The 15576-nt window shown below is 75.2% G+C and carries 16 protein-coding genes; 7 read left to right on the top strand and 9 right to left on the bottom strand.

What is annotated here, in order from left to right; translation table 11 throughout:
* Window positions 1-39: 39 nt before the first annotated feature.
* From ABD981_RS22275 to ABD981_RS22265, 3 genes are all read left to right on the top strand, one after another.
* Window positions 40-765 (top strand): ABC transporter ATP-binding protein, encoded by a 726-nt coding sequence (locus tag ABD981_RS22275; protein WP_046910870.1) that lies wholly within the window; start codon window positions 40-42, stop codon window positions 763-765.
* Window positions 759-2882 (top strand): ABC transporter permease, encoded by a 2124-nt coding sequence (locus tag ABD981_RS22270; RefSeq protein ID WP_046910869.1) that lies wholly within the window; start codon window positions 759-761, stop codon window positions 2880-2882. The genes ABD981_RS22275 and ABD981_RS22270 overlap by 7 nt, the downstream gene beginning before the upstream one ends.
* A 217-nt stretch (window positions 2883-3099) precedes the next feature.
* Complete coding sequence (locus ABD981_RS22265; protein WP_240495419.1) at window positions 3100-3597, top strand: DUF1877 family protein; 498 nt, start codon at window positions 3100-3102, stop codon at window positions 3595-3597.
* Here ABD981_RS22265 and ABD981_RS22260 read toward each other — a convergent pair.
* Window positions 3584-4501: an NADP-dependent oxidoreductase gene (locus tag ABD981_RS22260; protein WP_046910868.1), complete on the bottom strand. Its 918-nt coding sequence runs from the start codon at window positions 4499-4501 to the stop codon at window positions 3584-3586. The genes ABD981_RS22265 and ABD981_RS22260 overlap by 14 nt on opposite strands.
* Window positions 4502-4659: 158 nt before the next feature.
* Here ABD981_RS22260 and ABD981_RS22255 point away from each other — a divergent pair, with 158 nt between their 5' ends.
* Entirely contained in the window at window positions 4660-5916 is a 1257-nt protein-coding gene (locus ABD981_RS22255) for a helix-turn-helix transcriptional regulator (RefSeq protein ID WP_046910867.1), read from the top strand.
* 56 nt (window positions 5917-5972) lie between these two features.
* Window positions 5973-7664 (top strand): bifunctional 3'-5' exonuclease/DNA polymerase, encoded by a 1692-nt coding sequence (locus ABD981_RS22250; RefSeq protein ID WP_046910866.1) that lies wholly within the window; start codon window positions 5973-5975, stop codon window positions 7662-7664.
* A 90-nt stretch (window positions 7665-7754) separates the two neighbouring features.
* Here ABD981_RS22250 and ABD981_RS22245 read toward each other — a convergent pair whose 3' ends face one another.
* Together ABD981_RS22245 and ABD981_RS22240 are read right to left on the bottom strand one after the other, a co-directional pair.
* Window positions 7755-9083 (bottom strand): hypothetical protein, encoded by a 1329-nt coding sequence (locus tag ABD981_RS22245; protein WP_046910865.1) that lies wholly within the window; start codon window positions 9081-9083, stop codon window positions 7755-7757.
* Between the two features lie 85 nt (window positions 9084-9168).
* Window positions 9169-9678 carry a SigE family RNA polymerase sigma factor gene (locus ABD981_RS22240; protein ID WP_046910864.1) on the bottom strand — a complete coding sequence of 170 codons (510 nt, stop codon included), beginning with the start codon at window positions 9676-9678 and terminating at the stop codon, window positions 9169-9171.
* Between the two features lie 157 nt (window positions 9679-9835).
* Here ABD981_RS22240 and ABD981_RS22235 point away from each other — a divergent pair, with 157 nt between their 5' ends.
* Complete coding sequence (locus ABD981_RS22235) at window positions 9836-10225, top strand: DUF6479 family protein (RefSeq protein ID WP_046910863.1); 390 nt, start codon at window positions 9836-9838, stop codon at window positions 10223-10225.
* Window positions 10226-10242: 17 nt separating this feature from the next.
* A complete protein-coding gene (locus ABD981_RS22230) occupies window positions 10243-10674 on the top strand; it encodes a sigma factor-like helix-turn-helix DNA-binding protein (RefSeq protein ID WP_165591010.1) in 432 nt (143 codons plus the stop codon).
* A gap of 60 nt (window positions 10675-10734) precedes the next feature.
* Here the strand turns inward: ABD981_RS22230 and ABD981_RS22225 are convergent, their stop codons facing one another.
* From ABD981_RS22225 to ABD981_RS22200, 6 genes are all read right to left on the bottom strand, one after another.
* Window positions 10735-10935: a hypothetical protein gene (locus tag ABD981_RS22225; RefSeq protein ID WP_046910862.1), complete on the bottom strand. Its 201-nt coding sequence runs from the start codon at window positions 10933-10935 to the stop codon at window positions 10735-10737.
* Window positions 10935-12230: a cation:proton antiporter gene (locus tag ABD981_RS22220; RefSeq protein WP_123955025.1), complete on the bottom strand. Its 1296-nt coding sequence runs from the start codon at window positions 12228-12230 to the stop codon at window positions 10935-10937. Before ABD981_RS22220 ends, ABD981_RS22225 begins: the two co-directional genes overlap by 1 nt.
* Before the next feature lie 31 nt (window positions 12231-12261).
* Window positions 12262-13284, bottom strand: a complete 1023-nt coding sequence (gntD, locus tag ABD981_RS22215) for a guanitoxin biosynthesis L-enduracididine beta-hydroxylase GntD (RefSeq protein WP_123955024.1) — start codon at window positions 13282-13284, stop codon at window positions 12262-12264.
* A gap of 51 nt (window positions 13285-13335) precedes the next feature.
* Entirely contained in the window at window positions 13336-13485 is a 150-nt protein-coding gene (locus tag ABD981_RS22210; protein ID WP_165591009.1) for a hypothetical protein, read from the bottom strand.
* A gap of 201 nt (window positions 13486-13686) precedes the next feature.
* Window positions 13687-14865 carry a ribosome small subunit-dependent GTPase A gene (rsgA, locus tag ABD981_RS22205; protein WP_046910860.1) on the bottom strand — a complete coding sequence of 393 codons (1179 nt, stop codon included), beginning with the start codon at window positions 14863-14865 and terminating at the stop codon, window positions 13687-13689.
* Entirely contained in the window at window positions 14862-15572 is a 711-nt protein-coding gene (locus tag ABD981_RS22200; RefSeq protein WP_046910859.1) for a 4'-phosphopantetheinyl transferase family protein, read from the bottom strand. The genes rsgA and ABD981_RS22200 overlap by 4 nt, the downstream gene beginning before the upstream one ends.
* Window positions 15573-15576: the final 4 nt, after the last annotated feature.

Raw genomic sequence — 15576 nt, 5'->3', positions numbered from 1 at the left:
GTCGTGACCGCGGGGTGCCGCGGACGGTTCGCTGGGGCCATGACCACCTACGCCGTCCGGCTCCGCGGCCTGCGCCGCCACCACCGGGACGTCCACGCCCTCGACGGCGTCGACCTCGACTTCCCCACCGGGACCTTCACCGCCGTCATGGGACCCTCCGGCTCCGGGAAGTCCACGCTGCTCCAGTGCGCGGCCGGGCTCGACCGGCCGACGGCCGGGACCGTCGAGGTCGACGGGGTCGCCCTCGACGGCCTGAGCGAGCGGCGGCTCACGCTGCTGCGGCGGGACCGGATCGGTTTCGTCTTCCAGTCGTTCAACCTGCTGCCCTCGCTGACCGCCGCCCAGAACGTGGCCCTGCCCCTGCTGCTCGCCGGGCGCCGCCCGTCCCGGGCCCGGGTGCGGGAGGCCCTGGCCCGGGTCGGGCTCGCGGGGCGCGAGCGGCACCGGCCGGGCGAGCTGTCCGGCGGCCAGCAGCAGCGGGTCGCGCTGGCCCGTGCGCTGATCACCGCGCCCGCGGTCCTCTTCGGCGACGAGCCGACCGGCGCGCTCGACTCCACGACCGGCCGCGAGGTCCTCGACCTGCTGCGCGGGCTCGTCGACCACGACGGCCGGACGATCGTCATGGTCACCCACGACCCGGTGGCCGCGGCCCGCGCGGACCGGGTGGTCTTCCTGGCCGACGGGCGGGTCCGGGGGGAGCTGCTCGGGCCGACGGCGGCGACGGTCGCGGGGCGGATGGCGGGACTGGAGGGCGTGCCGTGCTGACCGTCGTGTGGGCCGGGCTGCGGGCCCGCTGGGCCTCGTTCCTCGGCGGGTCCACCGCGCTCGCGCTGGGCGTCGGGCTGCTCGTGGTCATGGGACTCGGGCTGTCCGCCACCGCCCACGCGCCCGAGCGGGCGCCGGAGCGGTTCGCGTCCTCGCCCGTGGTCGTGCAGGGTCAGGACCGGCTCTCCGTCGAGGTGCGGCGCGGGCCGGGGACCGCCGTGGTCGGCCTGCCGCTGGACCGTCCACAGCCTGTGGACACCGAACTGCTGCGCGAGCTGCGGGCCCGCTGGACCGTCACCGCCGCAGGCGGGCCCGACGCCGTCGGGGTCGACGCCCCCGCCGCCGAGGTCCGGGCGCTGGCCGCCGGGCGGGCCCGGGTGCTGACCGGCGCCGAGCGGCGGCTGGCCGACCCCGGGGCCGGCCGGGACGCACAGGCCCGGGTCACCCTCGACGCCCTGCTCGGCACCGCCGGCGGCGTCACCGCGTTCGTCTCCGTCTTCGTGGTCGCCTCGACCTTCGCCTTCGCCGTCGCACTGCGCGGGCGCGAGTACGGGCTGCTGCGCACCGCCGGGGCCACCCCCGGGCAGGTGCGGCGGATGCTGCTCGGGGAGGCGGCCTGCGTCGGCGTCCTCGCCTCGGCCGCCGGGTGCCTGCTCGGGGCGCTGGGCGCGCCCTGGCTCGGCCGGGTCCTGGTGTCCGGCGGGGTGGCGCCCGACGGGTTCGCGATCGGCGGCGCGGGCGGCGGAGTCGTCTGGCCGTTCCAGGCGGCGTTCTGGACGGGGGTGACGGTCGCCCTCGCGGGCGCCTTCGCCGCCTCCCGGCGGGCCGGGCGGGTCGGTCCGGCGGCGGCGCTGCGCGAGGCGGACGTGGACGCCGACGTCCTCCCCCTCGGCCGGGCGCTGCTCGGCGCGGTCCTGCTGCTCGGCGGCCTCGGCCTGCTGGTGTGGACGTGCGCGACGGAGCCGTCCGAACTCCTGAAGCGCAAGACGTACGTCACCCAGCCCATGCCGCTGATCGGCGGCGCCGCCCTGCTCGCCCCGCTCCTCGTCCGCCCCGCCGCCCGGGCGCTGCGGCTGCCGGGGGCGGTCGGCACGCTCGTACGGGCGAACGGCACGGCGGCCGTGCGGCGGACCGCGGCGGTCGCCGCCCCGGTCCTGGTGACGGTCGCCCTCACGGGCACCCTGCTCGGCTCGGCGGCGACGGTGACCGGCGCGAAGGCGGCGGAGGCGCGGGGGCAGACGGGCGCCGCGTACGTCACGACGGGCGAGGACCTGCCGCGGACCGGCGGCGGGTCGGCCACCGGGGCGACCTCCCTGTTCGTACGGGACGGGGCGGAGGCCGTGGTCGGGTACCGGGCGCGGGCCGTGGCCGACCCCGCCGCCTGGGCCTCGTACGCCCGGCTGCCGGTCGTCGCGGGCGACCTGCGGGACCTGGACGACCGGTCGATCGTCGTGAACGAGGAATTCGAGCGGCACGCGGTCGGCGCGGCGGTGGAGGTGTGGACGGCGGACGGCCGGGGGCCGGTGCGGCTGCGGGTCGCGGCGGTGCTCGCACGCGGGACCGGCTCCAACGGGCCGTTCGTGACCTGGGCGAACGCCCCGGGCGCGACGGTGGACCGGATCGACGCCGACCGGCCGGTGCCCGTGCCAGGCGGCACCGTGCGCACCGCCGACGCGTGGGCGGCGGCGGCCTTCCCGGAGTCGTCCGGCTCGTCCGGTCCCTTCGGCTCCTTCTCCGGCAGCCCGCAGACCCGCCTCGGTCTCCTCCTGGTGCTCGGCATCGCCCTCGTCTACACGGTGATCGCCCTCGCCAACACGCTGCTCATGGCCACCTCCGTGCGCGGCCGCGAGCTGGCCTCCCTGCGGCTGGCCGGGGCCACCCGGCCGCAGGTGCTGCGGGTGGTAGCGGGCGAGGCGCTGCTGGCCGTCGGGATCGGCGCGGTCCTGGGCCTGGCGGTCGCCTCGGTCTGTCTCGGCGGTCTGGGCGCCGCGCTCGCGGCCCTCTCCGCGCCGGTCGCGCTCGCCGTGCCGTGGGCGCCGGCGGGGCTCGCCGCGGGGGTGTGCGCGGTGGTCGCGGCGGTCTCCTCGGCGCTCCCCGCGTGGCGGCTCGCGCGCTGAGGGGCGAGGCTGGGAAGCCGGGACGGGACAGGGACCGGGGTCGGAGCCGGGTCCCCGTCCCGTGCCGTCCGGCGGGGCCGCACCCCCGTGTCGTCCCCTCCGGGCCTTCGTGGTTCCCCCCTTCCGGCGCCCTGACCGGGGCGCTTGTCGGTGCCGGCGGGTAGGTTGCGGCTGTCGGTCCGATGTGCGGACCGTCGAACGGGGGATCCATATGCACATGCATCTGCGCGCGGCGGCGCAGGCGGAGATCAGGGACGACCACTCCTGGCTCGAAGCCTTCATGGCCACCGCCTGGGCGCACCACGAGGTGGAGTGCGCGGCGGGGGTCGCCGCCTCGATCGAGAAGGACTTCGGTCTGCTCCACGAGCTCTGTTCGGCGGGCGCCGACGCAGCCGGGTGGCTGCCGGTGTTCGGCGGGCGGCAGCCGGCCGGGGCGCCGGCCGACGAGCTCCCGCACCCGCCGCTGCTCCTGCTCGAACCGGCCGAGGTCCGCACCGCCGCCGCGTTCCTGGCGGCCGTCCCCTTCGACGGGCTGTGGGACGCGGCGGGCGCCAAGATCCTCGCCTCCTTCGGCCCCGGCTGGGCGGAGGCCCTGGTCGTGGAGGTCTTCCGGGGCCACCACCGGGACCTGCGGGCCTTCTACGGGCGGGCCGCGGCGGCCGGGCACACGGTGGTGAAGGCGGGCTGGTTCCAGGGGGCGGCTACAGGAGGATGACCAGCTTGCCGCGCACGTGGCCCGACTCGCTCAGCTCCTGGGCGCGGGCCGCCTCCTTCAGCGGGAAGGTCTCCGCGAGGTCGAAGCGCAGCCGGCCCTCGGCCACCAGGGCGGCCTGGTCGGTCAGCAGCCGGCGCGCGGCGGACTCCCCGACGGTGACGCCGGAGAAGACGATGCCGTGCTCGGCGGCGTCCGGGGCGGCGATGGTGACGATGCGGGACCTCTCGCCGCCGAGGAGCTCGATCGAGACCGGCAGGGTGTCGTGGCCCGCCGCGTCGAAGACCGCGTCGACGCCCTGCGGGGCGGCCTCGCGGACCCGGTCGGCGAGGCCGTCGCCGTAGGTCACGGGGGTGACGCCGAGCTCGCGCAGGAAGGCGTGGTTCCGCTCGGAGGCGGTGCCGATCACCGTCACGCCCGCCGCGACGGCCAGCTGGGCGGCCACCGCGCCCACGGCACCGGCGGCTCCGTGCAGGAGCAGCGTCTCGCCCGCGCGGACGTCCAGCAGGTCGAGGACCCGCTGCGCGGTCTCGCCCGCGACCGGGATGCTCGCGGCCTGCGCCCAGCCGAGCGCCGCCGGCTTGGGGGCGAAGGTCCCGGCGACGGCGTACTCGGCGTAGGCGCCGGTCTTCGTCCAGCCGAACACCTCGTCGCCGACGGCCACCCCGGTCACGCCCTCGCCGAGCGCGTCGACCGTGCCCGCGAACTCCAGGCCGGGGACGGCCGGGAAGGTGGTCGGGTAGAACTCCTCGACCCAGCCGTAACGGCGCTTCCAGTCCACCGGGTTGACGCCGACCGCCGCCACCTTGACCCGCACCTCGCCCGCGCCGGGCTCCGGCACGGCCACGGCCGTCTCGTGGCGCAGCACCTCGTGGCCGCCGAACTCCTCGTACACGATCGCTTCCATGACTCCCCGTCTCCCCGCTCCGGATCCGTCTTCGGTGATCCGGAGAAGTGCTCAGTGATCCGTTCCGATGGATCAAGCATCCGTCCGGCGCCACCCCGCCCCCGCCGTCCGAACGGACAGTCCCACCTGACCGAAAGGACGGCCGTACGCTGACACCCATGGAACTCACCGCCACCGGCGCCCTGTTGGCCGCCCACGACGTCATCCGGCAGCCGCTGGGCGAGATCCTGCCCCGCCTCTCCGAGGTCCTGGCCCCGCTGATCCCGCACCTCGCGGCGGCCGAACTGTCCACGCACTGCGCGCACTCGCCGTTCAAGCGGACCGGCGACGCCGCGCTGCCCTACACCGCCGCCGAGCTCACCCCGCTGCTCGCCGCCGGGGTGCCCGGCGCCCCCTGGCAGGGCCGGGCCCTGGTCGGCGGGGCGGAGCGGGAGGTGGTCGCGGTCCGCAGCGACGCCACGCCCCGCGGCTCGGTCCTCGTCCTCGTACGGGAGGACGGCGCCGCACCGGCCGGCGCACCCGAACTCGGCCTGGCGCAGGCCCTGTGGGACCTGGTGACCAGCCACTTCGACCGGTTCGCGAGCGAGGCGGTGCCGGACGCCCTGGCCCGTTCGCGGACTGCGGCCGACACCCGGGCGCGGGTGACCGCCGAGCTCACCACCGCGCACGCCGCCGCGCTCTCCGGGCTGCTCGGGGTGCTGCGCAGCCGCGCCCTGGACGACGCCGCCGCCCGGGCGACCGCCACCGACCTGGCCGTCTCCTCGCTGATCGAGCTGCGGGCCGAGTCCCAGCGGGACAGGTCGGTCGCCGAGGAACCCGCCGCGGAGGCCTTCGCCCGGCTCGCGGACGTGCTGCGCCCGATGCTGCGGCACAGCGCCGTCCGTCTCGAACTCGGCCCGCCGCAATCCGTCCGCACCCTCCCGGCGGACGTGGCGCACGGCACGCGGGCGATCGTCCGGGCCCTGCTGCTGATCGTGCTGGAGCAGGAGGCGGTCTCCCGGGTGCACGTCGGCTGGACGCTGACCGAGCACGAGCTGCGGGCCACCGTGCGGGACGACGGGCCCGGCCTGCTCGACGCCTGCCCGCTCGGCGCGGGCAGCGTCACCGACCGTCTGGAGGTGCTCGGCGGACGGCTGGAGTTCGACGCAGTGCCCGGCTGGGGCACCACCGTGACGGCCACCGTTCCGCTCGCCACCCCGGAGGCCCCGGTCGCCGCGATGAGCCCGCTGACCGGGCTCGGGGAGCGCGAGCTGGAGGTGCTGACCCATCTGGCGCTCGGGCACCGCAACCGGCAGATCGCGCAGGAGCTGCACATCAGCGAGTCCACGGTGAAGTTCCACGTCGCCAACATCCTGAACAAGCTCGGCGTCGGCTCCCGGGGCGAGGCCGCGGCCCTCTTCCACAAGGCGGCGTGAGGCCCCGGGCGCCCGCCTCCCGGTGATTGTCAGTGGCGGGTGCCAGACTCGCACCCGTGAACGAACGGTGGGCACTCGCGCCCGAGCCGGAGGGGGACGGGGCGCTGCTCGTCGCCCTCGGGCCGGACGGGCTGCCCGCCGGGGAGGTGCGGCGCGAGCCGGACCTGGTGGCGGCCGTCCGGTCCCGCCCGGACGTCGCCCGCTGGGTCTGGCGCGCCACCTCCGAGGTGTATCCGCGGCTGCTCGCAGCCGGCGTCCGGGTCGAGCGGTGCTACGACGTCGAGGACGCCGAGCAGCTCCTCCTCGGCCACGAGGGGCGGCTCGGCGAGCCCCGCTCGGCCGCCGCCGCCTGGGCCCGGCTGCGGAACGCGCCGGTCCCGCCCGACCCGCCGGCCAGGGCCGCCGAGCCCGGCTCGCAGGACTCCCTCTTCGAGCCCGTGGCGTCCGCCGGCATCCCCTTCGACGGGCTCCTCCAGGTGTACGCGGAGCAGCAGCGGCGGCACGACCGGGCCGAGCACCCGGGGCGGATGCGGCTGCTCACCGCCGCCGAGTCCGCGGGCATGCTGGTCGCCGCCGAGATGCACCGGGCCGGGCTGCCCTGGCGGGCCGACGTGCACCGGGAGGTGCTGCACGGCCTGCTCGGCGAGCGGTACGCGGGCGGCGGCGAGCCGCGCCGCCTCGCGGAGCTGGCCGACGAGGTGTCCGCAGCCTTCGGGCACCGGGTGCGGCCCGACCTGCCCGCAGAGGTGCTGAAGGCCTTCGCGCGGGCCGGGATCCGGGTGCGGTCCACCCGCCGCTGGGAGCTGGAGGAGATCGACCACCCGGCGGTCGCGCCCCTCATCGCGTACAAGAAGCTCTACCGGATCTGGACCGCGCACGGCTGGTCCTGGCTGGCCGACTGGGTGCGCGACGGCCGCTTCCGCCCGGAGTACCTGCCGGGCGGCACGGTCAGCGGGCGCTGGACCACCAACGGCGGCGGCGCGCTGCAGATCCCCAAGGTGATCCGGCAGGCCGTGGTCGCCGACGAGGGCTGGCGGCTGGTGGTCGCCGACGCCGACCAGATGGAGCCGCGGGTGCTGGCCGCGATCTCCCGCGACCCCGGCCTGATGGAGGTCGCCGGGCACCCCGACGACCTGTACACCCGGCTGTCCGACCGGGCCTTCTCCGGCGACCGCGACCACGCCAAGCTGGCGCTGCTCGGCGCGGTCTACGGGCAGACCAGCGGCGACGGCCTGAAGAACCTGGCCGCCCTGCGGCGCCGCTTCCCGCGCGCCGTGGCCTATGTGGACGACGCGGCGAAGGCGGGCGAGGAGGGCCGGCTGGTGCGCACCTGGCTGGGCCGCACCAGCCCGAAGGCGGCGGGGGCCGCCGAGGACGAGGAGGCGGGCCTGCCGCAGGCCGCCGCCGCGGAGGACGACGCCTCCGGGCAGTACGTACCGGGGTACGCGTCGACCGACGCCCGCGCCCGGGGCCGCTTCACCCGGAACTTCGTGGTCCAGGGCAGCGCCGCCGACTGGGCCCTGCTGATGCTGGCGGCGCTGCGGCGCGCCACCGCCGGGATGCGGGCCGAGCTGGTCTTCTTCCAGCACGACGAGGTGATCGTGCACTGCCCGGCCGAGGAGGCGCCGGCGGTCACGGAGGCGATCCGCGCGGCGGGCGACGAGGCGGGGCGGATCGCGTTCGGGGAGACGCCGGTGCGTTTCCCGTTCACCACGGCCACGGTGGAGCGCTACTCCGAGGCGAAGTGAGGCGGAGCAGGGCGGAACGGGGCGGAGTGGGACGGGGCGGAACGAGGCGGGCCGGACCTCCGCCGAGGTCCGGCCCGCCGCTCGGGGGGATCAGCGCTCGACCAGCGCCCGCCACTTCGGGCTGAGCGCGATCGCCTTCAGCTGCTCCGTGGTCAGCGCGGGCTCGGCGCGGGTCGCCGCGTCGTGCTGCGTGCCGGAGTTGAAGGCGGAGACGACGACCCGGAAGTCGTCCGCTCCGAGGGTGTCGGCGCTCCACCAGACGACGCCCTCACCGCCCTTCTCGCCCGCCTTCTTGCTCAGGTTCACCCGCGTGCCGTCGGCCTCGACCGTGACGTCCGGGCCGGTGAACAGGTCGGCGCGGACGCCCGTCATGCCCGGCTGGACGTTGATCTGGACCAGGCTCCTGCCCTTGCCCTCGTCGACGACGAGGTAGGCGTAGCTGCCCTCGCCGCCCTTGCCGACGACCCGGAGGCCCTGGGCCTTGGGCAGCAGCGAGCGCAGGGTCGCCTGGACGGCGGCGGCGCTCGGCACGTGCGGGGCGGGGTCCCCCGGGGTGCCCGGCAGGTTCCGGAGGGCCGGCAGCTGCTGGAGCAGCGGGCGCCAACCAGGCGACGTGACCAGGCTCTTCAGCTGGGCCGGGCTGAACGGGGGGTTCTCGCGGCTGATCGGGGAGTCCTTCTCGGTGGCCGCGTTGTACTCGCTCGCGTCGACCAGGAAGCCGTCCTTGGTGAGCAGCACCGCCCGCCAGTTCTTGGTCTCCACGCGCTTGTCGGGGTACTCGTACCCCTGGAGGACCATCAGCCGGGAGCCGTCGGCGAGCTTCTCGCTGGTGCAGTCGTCGTACGGGACGGCCACCTCGTCCGGGCAGGTCACCTGGCCCGCGCCGGCCTCGCCGTCGTCGCTGCCCGCGCGGTAGAGGCCGACGGAGACGCCCACCTTGCCCTTGCCGTCGTCGTACACGGCGGTGACGGACTGGCCCTTGCCCTCGGGGTCCTGGATCTCCCAGGTGCCGGCGGGGGTGTTGGCCTTGAGGACGGCGGCGAGGTCGGCGACGGGGATCTGCGGCTGGTCGGGTTCCCGGGAGCCGCGGCCGCCCGTGCCGACGGCGCCGGACGGGGTGCCGGGCTTGGGGCCGGCCGCCACGGAGACGCCGTCGGGGCCGCCGACGGAGGCGCCGCCGAGCAGGGAGCCGCCGTACACGCCGCCCACGCCGACCGCGGCGAGAGCGAGGGCTCCGCCGACGGTGGCGACGCGGCGGCGCAGCAGCCTGCGGCGGCCGCGGGCGAGGCCGCCGGTGGCCAGCTCGCGCCGGTCCTCGGCGACGAAGCCCTCGCCGGTGGCGCGCAGGACCGCACCGAGCTCGTCCTCGAAGCGCCCGTGGGTCAGGTCGTGGTCGTCGTGCTGGTCGTGCTGGGGCATGGCGGAATCACCGTCTCCGTTTCGTGGGTGGGGAAAGTCCGTGTACGGGGGTCGCGTGCGGGGTCGCCCGCGGGATGCGGCGGGATCAGCGGGCGGCGAGCTCGCCGATGCTGCCGCCGAGCCGCCGGCGCAGCTTCGCCAGGGCCCGGGTGGAACGGGTGCGGACGGCCGCCGAGCTCACGTTCAGGGCGTCGGCCGTCTCCTCGATGCTCCGGTCCTCCCAGTACCGCAGGACGACCACCGCCCGGTCCTTGGGCGCGAGCCCGGCCAGGGCGTCGAGCAGGGCGATCCGCAGGGCGGGGTCCTCGCCGTCGGCGGGGGCCTGGTCGGGCAGCTCGCCGAGGGGGCGCTCGGTGGCCGAGCGGCGCCGCCGGTGGCTGAGGAAACTGCGGACGAGCACGGTCTGCGCGTATCCGGCCGGGTTGCCGACCCGGTGCATGCGGCCCCAGTGGACGTACATGCGGCCCAGCGTGTCCTGTACCAGGTCCTCGGCCAGATGGGTGTCGCCGCTGGTCAGCAGGCAGGCCGAGCGGAACAGGTGGCCCGAACGGGCGGAGGCGAACTCCAGGAACTCGTCCGCGCGGGACTGTCTCATGTCCCCCCTTCCGTCGCTGTGACGCGTTCGCTGTCGGTGCTGGGGGCGCGCTGTGCGTGCGCCCACACCTCACTGACGCCATGGGCTCCGGGAAATGTTTCAGAACCGGATTTCCACCCGCGCGGCCAAACGGTGCAAAACGGGGTAATCCTGGAGTATGAACACTTTCCTCGTGGGTTCCGACCCGGTCACCACGGTGGCCGGTGTCTGGCAGTCCGGTCTCGCCCAGGTCCTCGGCGGGCTGGTCCTGGTCCTCGTCCTCATCGGAGCCTTCTGGCTGGGCTCCTACCTGAGGAACCGGGAATCCCGGCCGCCCTCTCCCGAGGAGCAGCCGCACCGCCCGGAGTCCGACGCCATACCCGGCGAGATGACCGAGTACCGCAGGCCCGCGGAGATGCCGCGGACCGACGGCGAGCACCGGCTCATGCCGTACCAGCTCAAGGACGGCAGCGAGCCCAATCCCGAGCCGCCGAGCGAGGAGAAGCGCAAGTGGGGCGGCATCTCCAGCGGCGGCTTCGGCAGCGGCGGGACGGGGCACGGCGACTGACCGTGGACGATCACGCGGTGACCACCGGTGCGCGGCCGCGCGCGGTCGCGCACCGCCTCCTCGGCTCCCACGCCGAGGCCGACGAGGCCCTGCGGGAGGCGGAGCGCGGCGCCGGGCCCGGCGCGCCCGCCCCGGCGGCCCTCGTCCGGGTCTGCCTCGCGCGGCTGCGGGCGCGCGAGGCCGCCCGCAGCGGACCCCCGCCGGGCGCCCTGGGCAGCGGGCCCGGCGAGGAGGCCGTCCTGGACGCGCTCGCCCCGGCCGAGCGGGTGGCGTACGTACTGCACGACGACTTCGGCATGCCCTTCGACACGATCGCCGAGGCCCTGGAGCTCACCCCGGCCGCCGCCCGGCAGCTGGCCGCCCGGGCGCGGCGCCGGCTGGCGGAGACGGACCAGATGCCCGAGCCGGACCGGCCGGACCCCGCGCGACGGGTCCCGGCACGGCCGTAGGGCCTGCCCCCGACGGGGGACAGGCCCTACGCGCGTTCATGCGCTCATCCGTTCATCCGTTCACGCCGCCGGTACGGCGCCGGTCACCCAGCGGGCGAGCACCTGCTGCCGGCCGGTGCCGGCCGTGGCCTCCGCCAGCTCGGTCAGGAAGCGGTCGACCTCGGAGTCGCCGCGGACGACGCCGGCGATGCGGCAGCCACGGGTGATCACGACCGTGCCGTTGGCGCGGTGCTCGTAGCCGAAGAGGCGGGAGGGGTGCATCAGACGGCTCCGATCTTTTCCTTGGCCGGGGCCCCGGCCTGCGGGACGGGGTCCGGGCCGGGCGGCGGGCCGCCCACCCCGAGCAGGCGCAGGATCGGGCCCGCCATCGCCGTGGTGACCAGGGCCATCAGGACCATCATGGTGAACAGCTCCGGACCGATCAGGCCCAGCTCGCGGCCGATGCCGAGGATGACGATCTCGGTGAGGCCGCGGGTGTTCATGAGCGTGCCGAAGGCTCCCGCGTCCCGCCAGCTCATCCCGGAGAACCGGGCCGGCAGGGCGGCGCCCGCGAACTTGCCGACCACCGCGGCGACCAGCACGAGCAGCAGGGCCGCCAGGCCGGACCAGCCGAGCCCGCCGATGTCGACGGAGAGGCCGGTGACCACGAAGAAGACCGGCAGGAGCAGGGAGGAGGCCTTCTCCAGCGGCAGCTCGATCTGCCGGCGCAGCAGCGCGTGCGCCTCCCCCTCGCCCTGCCTCGGCATGATCAGGCCGAAGGCGAAGGCGCCGAAGATGGCGTGGATGCCGACCCACGAGGTGGCGTAGGCGGAGAGCAGCACGCCGGCCGCGACGACCGCGAGCCGCCCGTTGCCGGACCAGCGCAGCACCTTGTGCAGCAGCGGCCGCACGACGAAGAGCATCGCCGCGGCGTACGCCGCCGTCCAGGCCAGCACCTGGAAGAAGCCGCCGGTCCCGCCGGAGCCGGCCATCGCGACCACCAGGACGAGGACGCACCAGGCGACCACGTCACCGGCCGCGGCGCAGGCCATGGCGGTGGTGCCGACCCGCGTGGTGCCGAGGCCCTGGTCCCGGATGATCCGGGCGAGCACCGGGAACGCGGTGATGGAGAAGGCGGTGGCCAGGTAGAGCACGAACATGTCGTGCCCCACCCCGGCGGGTGCCAGCGAGCCGTGGAGCAGGGTCGCCGCCCCGGCGCCCACCGCGAAGGGGACGGCCATGGCGAGGATCGCCGTGGAGCCCACCGAGGCGGTGCGGCCCCGCAGCTTGCCGAGGTCGAGCTCCCAGCCGGCCAGGAACATGAAGAGGGCCAGGCCGACCTGGGCGACGGCCGACAGCATCGGTCTGGCCTCGGGCGGAAAGAGCAGCGCGGGCAGGTTCCCCGGCAGGAGCCCCAGCAGGCTGGGGCCGAGCATCAGTCCGGCGGCGATCTCCGCCACCACGGGCGGCTGGTGGATCCGCCGCGCGAGCCGGACCATGACGGCCCCGACCAGCAGGACGATCGCGACGTCGGCCAGGACCACCGCCTCGATCGGTACAGCATGGGACGCTGCCATCGCGCCACTCCCCCTTTTCTCTCCTGGGTGATCAGATCAGGACACGGCCCGAAGCGGTGTCCCGGGTCTCCCGCGACTTGCGCAGGTCACGGGTGATGATCGCCTTCTGGAGCCAGCGGTCCGTGCCGTCGTAGCGGGCGGTGAAGGCCTTGCGGCCGTGCACGGCGAGGTAGTTGTCGACGACGAGCAGCGTGCCGGCTTCGACGACGACGTCCTGGGTGGCCCGCTCCAGCTCCGCGACGAGCTCCTTCAGCGCCTGCTCGGCGGCCGCGTCACCCTCGACGCACCGCATGAAGAAGGGGTCGATGCGCAGGTACGGGGAGTCGGGGGCGCCGAAGAGGACGGCCACCGGCTCCGGGGTCTCGCGCATCGCGCGCATCCGCAGCAGACCCGGGTGGTCCGGCTGCTGGACGGCAAGCTGACGCAGGTGCTCGTCATCCGGAAGGATGTAGAAGCGAGGCTCGGACAGCACCTTCCGGGTCTCCGCGCTGAGCTCCACGTCACGGATGGAGGCGACGGTGGTCGGCACCCGGTCGTGGTTGCGGATTCCGAAAAGGGCCAGATAGTCGCAGCGGTAGGGGTGGAATCCGTCCTCGGTGTGCCATTCCAGCAGCACATCGCTGCCGTGACCGCTCTGCTCGTTCTCCTCGCCGGCGATCGGCAGCACATTCTGGATCATCCGGCCGGACTGCAGAGTGGGCCAGCTGAATATCTCACCCAGGCATTTCCCGATGAGCGAGAGGAAGATTTCCTCGCGGCGGGTGTTCAGCGAGGCGGCGGCGTCGGACCAGTTACCGGGTGTGGGTCCCACGGCCTGGTCGTCGACGTCGAATCCCCGGATCTTGAATGCGGCGGCCGGATCGTCGCGGCGGAACTCCGCGAGGAACTTCCGCAGCCCGACGGGCAGCCGGCCGGTCAGCTCCCAGGCCTCGTCGTGGAAGCGCGGGTGGCCCGGGTCGCAGTCCGCCTGCTTCAGTTCGGCGATCAGCGCGTCCAGCTGGGCGACTTCGTCGGTGGACAAGTCGTAGTGGAGTACGCCCTGGTCAATGGTCACGGGAATTCGCCCTCTCTGGCATGGTGGGTAGGGGCCGTGGGCGGCCCTGGGCTAGTCCCAGCCCCAGCTGTCGCCGCTGTCGGTCACGCTCGTCTTGCTCGTGTGCAGGGTGTCCGCGGCCTGCGCGGCGGAGGCGCCCATCACCGTCGCCGAGAGGGCCACGGCGCACGAGACCAGGTAGACAAAAGCCTTGCGTCGCATTTCTTTTACCGTCCGATTCCCTCGAAGTGGCTTGTGGCTTACTCGATTTGACTCGGCAGCTGCTTTTGACCTGCTGCCGTTGAGTAATCTGCCAGGGGCCGAACGGGCGCTACAAGAAGTTGGGTTGGCACCAAGGTGCAGTGGCTGCAAGTGGCCACATCCGCCGCCCTTGGCCGAGAAGCGGGTGTGGCCGGACCACCATCAGAACGCCTTACGGTGTTTCCCGCCGCGCTTGCGCTCGTACATCTCACGCCCCGCGGCCTCGCGCCGGCGCCATTCGCGGCCGAGCTCGGCGCGCAGCCGGGCATCGGTGCGCGAGGCGATCCAGGCGCTTTCGCGCAGCAGCTTGCGGTAGCTCTCGAACCGGCGGTGCGAGAGGGTGCCGTCCTCGACGGCGGCGAGGACCGCGCAGCCGGGTTCGGCGTGGTGCTCGCAGTTGTGGAAACGGCAGCGGGTGGCCAGCTCCTCGATCTCCGCGAACACCTGGGTGAGACCGTCGTTCGCCTCCCACAGGCCGACGCCGCGCAGCCCAGGGGTGTCGATCAGCAGCCCGCCCGAGGGCAGCGGCAGCAGATCGCGGGTGGTGGTGGTGTGCCGGCCCTTGCCGTCGCTGCCGCGCACCTCCCCCGACTCCTGTTCCTCCGCCCCCAGCAGGGCGTTGACCAGGGTGGACTTGCCGACGCCGGACTGGCCGAGCAGGGCCGAGGTCCGGCCGGACAGGGCCGCGGCGAGCGCGTCCAGGCCGTGCCCGTCGAAGGCGCTGACCGGGAAGACCTCCGCCCCGGGGCCGGCCTCGGCGACATCGCTCACCAGGTGGGTGATGTCGGGGACCAGGTCGGTCTTGGTCAGCACGACCAGGGGCTGTGCGCCGCTGGACCAGGCGAGGGACAGGAAGCGTTCCAGCCGCCCGAGGTCCAGCTCGACGGCGAGCGAGACCGCGATGACGGCCAGGTCGATGTTGGCGGCGAGCACCTGGCCCTCGGAGCGGGCCGAGGAGGTCGAGCGGGTGAAGCGGGTGCGGCGGGGCAGCAGCGCCCGGACGACCGGGCCGCCCCCGGTGGCGGGGGCCGTCTCGACGGCGGCCCAGTCGCCGGTGCAGGGCGCGGCGGTGGGATCGGCGCCGAGCACGGGCGCGGTGTCCGCCCGTAACGGCGCCACGGGCGCGTCGGCGTCGGCGGACCCGGCGGCGACCGCCTCGCAGCGGCCGCGGTCCACCCGGACCACCCGGGCCGGGACGAGCCCGGCGGCGGCGTGCGGGGCGAACGCGTCGGCCCAGTCGGCGTCCCACCCGTAGGCGGCGAGCGTCGGTGCGGAGGAGTCGGAGGACTCGGAAGATGCGGAGAACTCGGAGGATGCGGCGGATTCAAAGGCGCTGGTCACAGCTGTCCCCTCGATCGGTGGTGCGGATCGGGGCCATTGTCGGGCCGCCGTACCGTCGTGGCCGTGAGGACCAGCCCGTCCCTGACGAGAAACCCTCCTTCGAACCCGGTCAGCCGTACGCCGTCCACCACGGGGCCCTCGACGAGCAGCCGGGCGGTGAAGGTCGAGTCGTCCGGCCGGAAGACGACCGTGGCCTCGCTGAAGTCCAGCCACCGCCCGGTCAGCGGCGACCAGGCCTTGAAGACGCTCTCCTTGGCGCTGAACAGGGCCCGGTCCCAGTGGATCTCCGGCCGGAGCGCGGCCAGTTCGGCGAGGTGGGCCCGCTCCTCGGCGCCGGTGACCAGGTGCAGCACCCCGGTGTTGTCGAGCGCGGCGTGCGGTTCGGCGTCGAAGCCGAGCGCCACCAGGTCCGTGTCCCGGGCGACGGCCGCCGCCCGGTAGCCGGCGCAGTGGGTGATGCTCCCGACGATCCCGTCCGGCCACCGCGGGGCCCGGGAGGGCTCCGCGTACGGGATGGCGACCGGGGGCAGGCCCAGCCCGCCGAGGGCCCGCCGGGCACAGGTCCGGGCGGTGGTGAACTCGCGTCGCCGCGCGGGGACGGCGCGGGCGAGCAGGTGCTCCTCGCCCGGGAAGGGGACCGGCGCCCCGGCCGGGTCGCCGAACGCTTCCGCGGTCGCGACCGGCCGGGGCAGCAGTTCCTCGATCATCGCC

Source organism: Streptomyces showdoensis, assembly GCF_039535475.1.
GTDB classification, from domain to species: domain Bacteria; phylum Actinomycetota; class Actinomycetes; order Streptomycetales; family Streptomycetaceae; genus Streptomyces; species Streptomyces showdoensis.
Note: the sequence above shows the minus strand (reverse complement) of the source record. Positions and strands in the feature narration are given on the sequence as shown.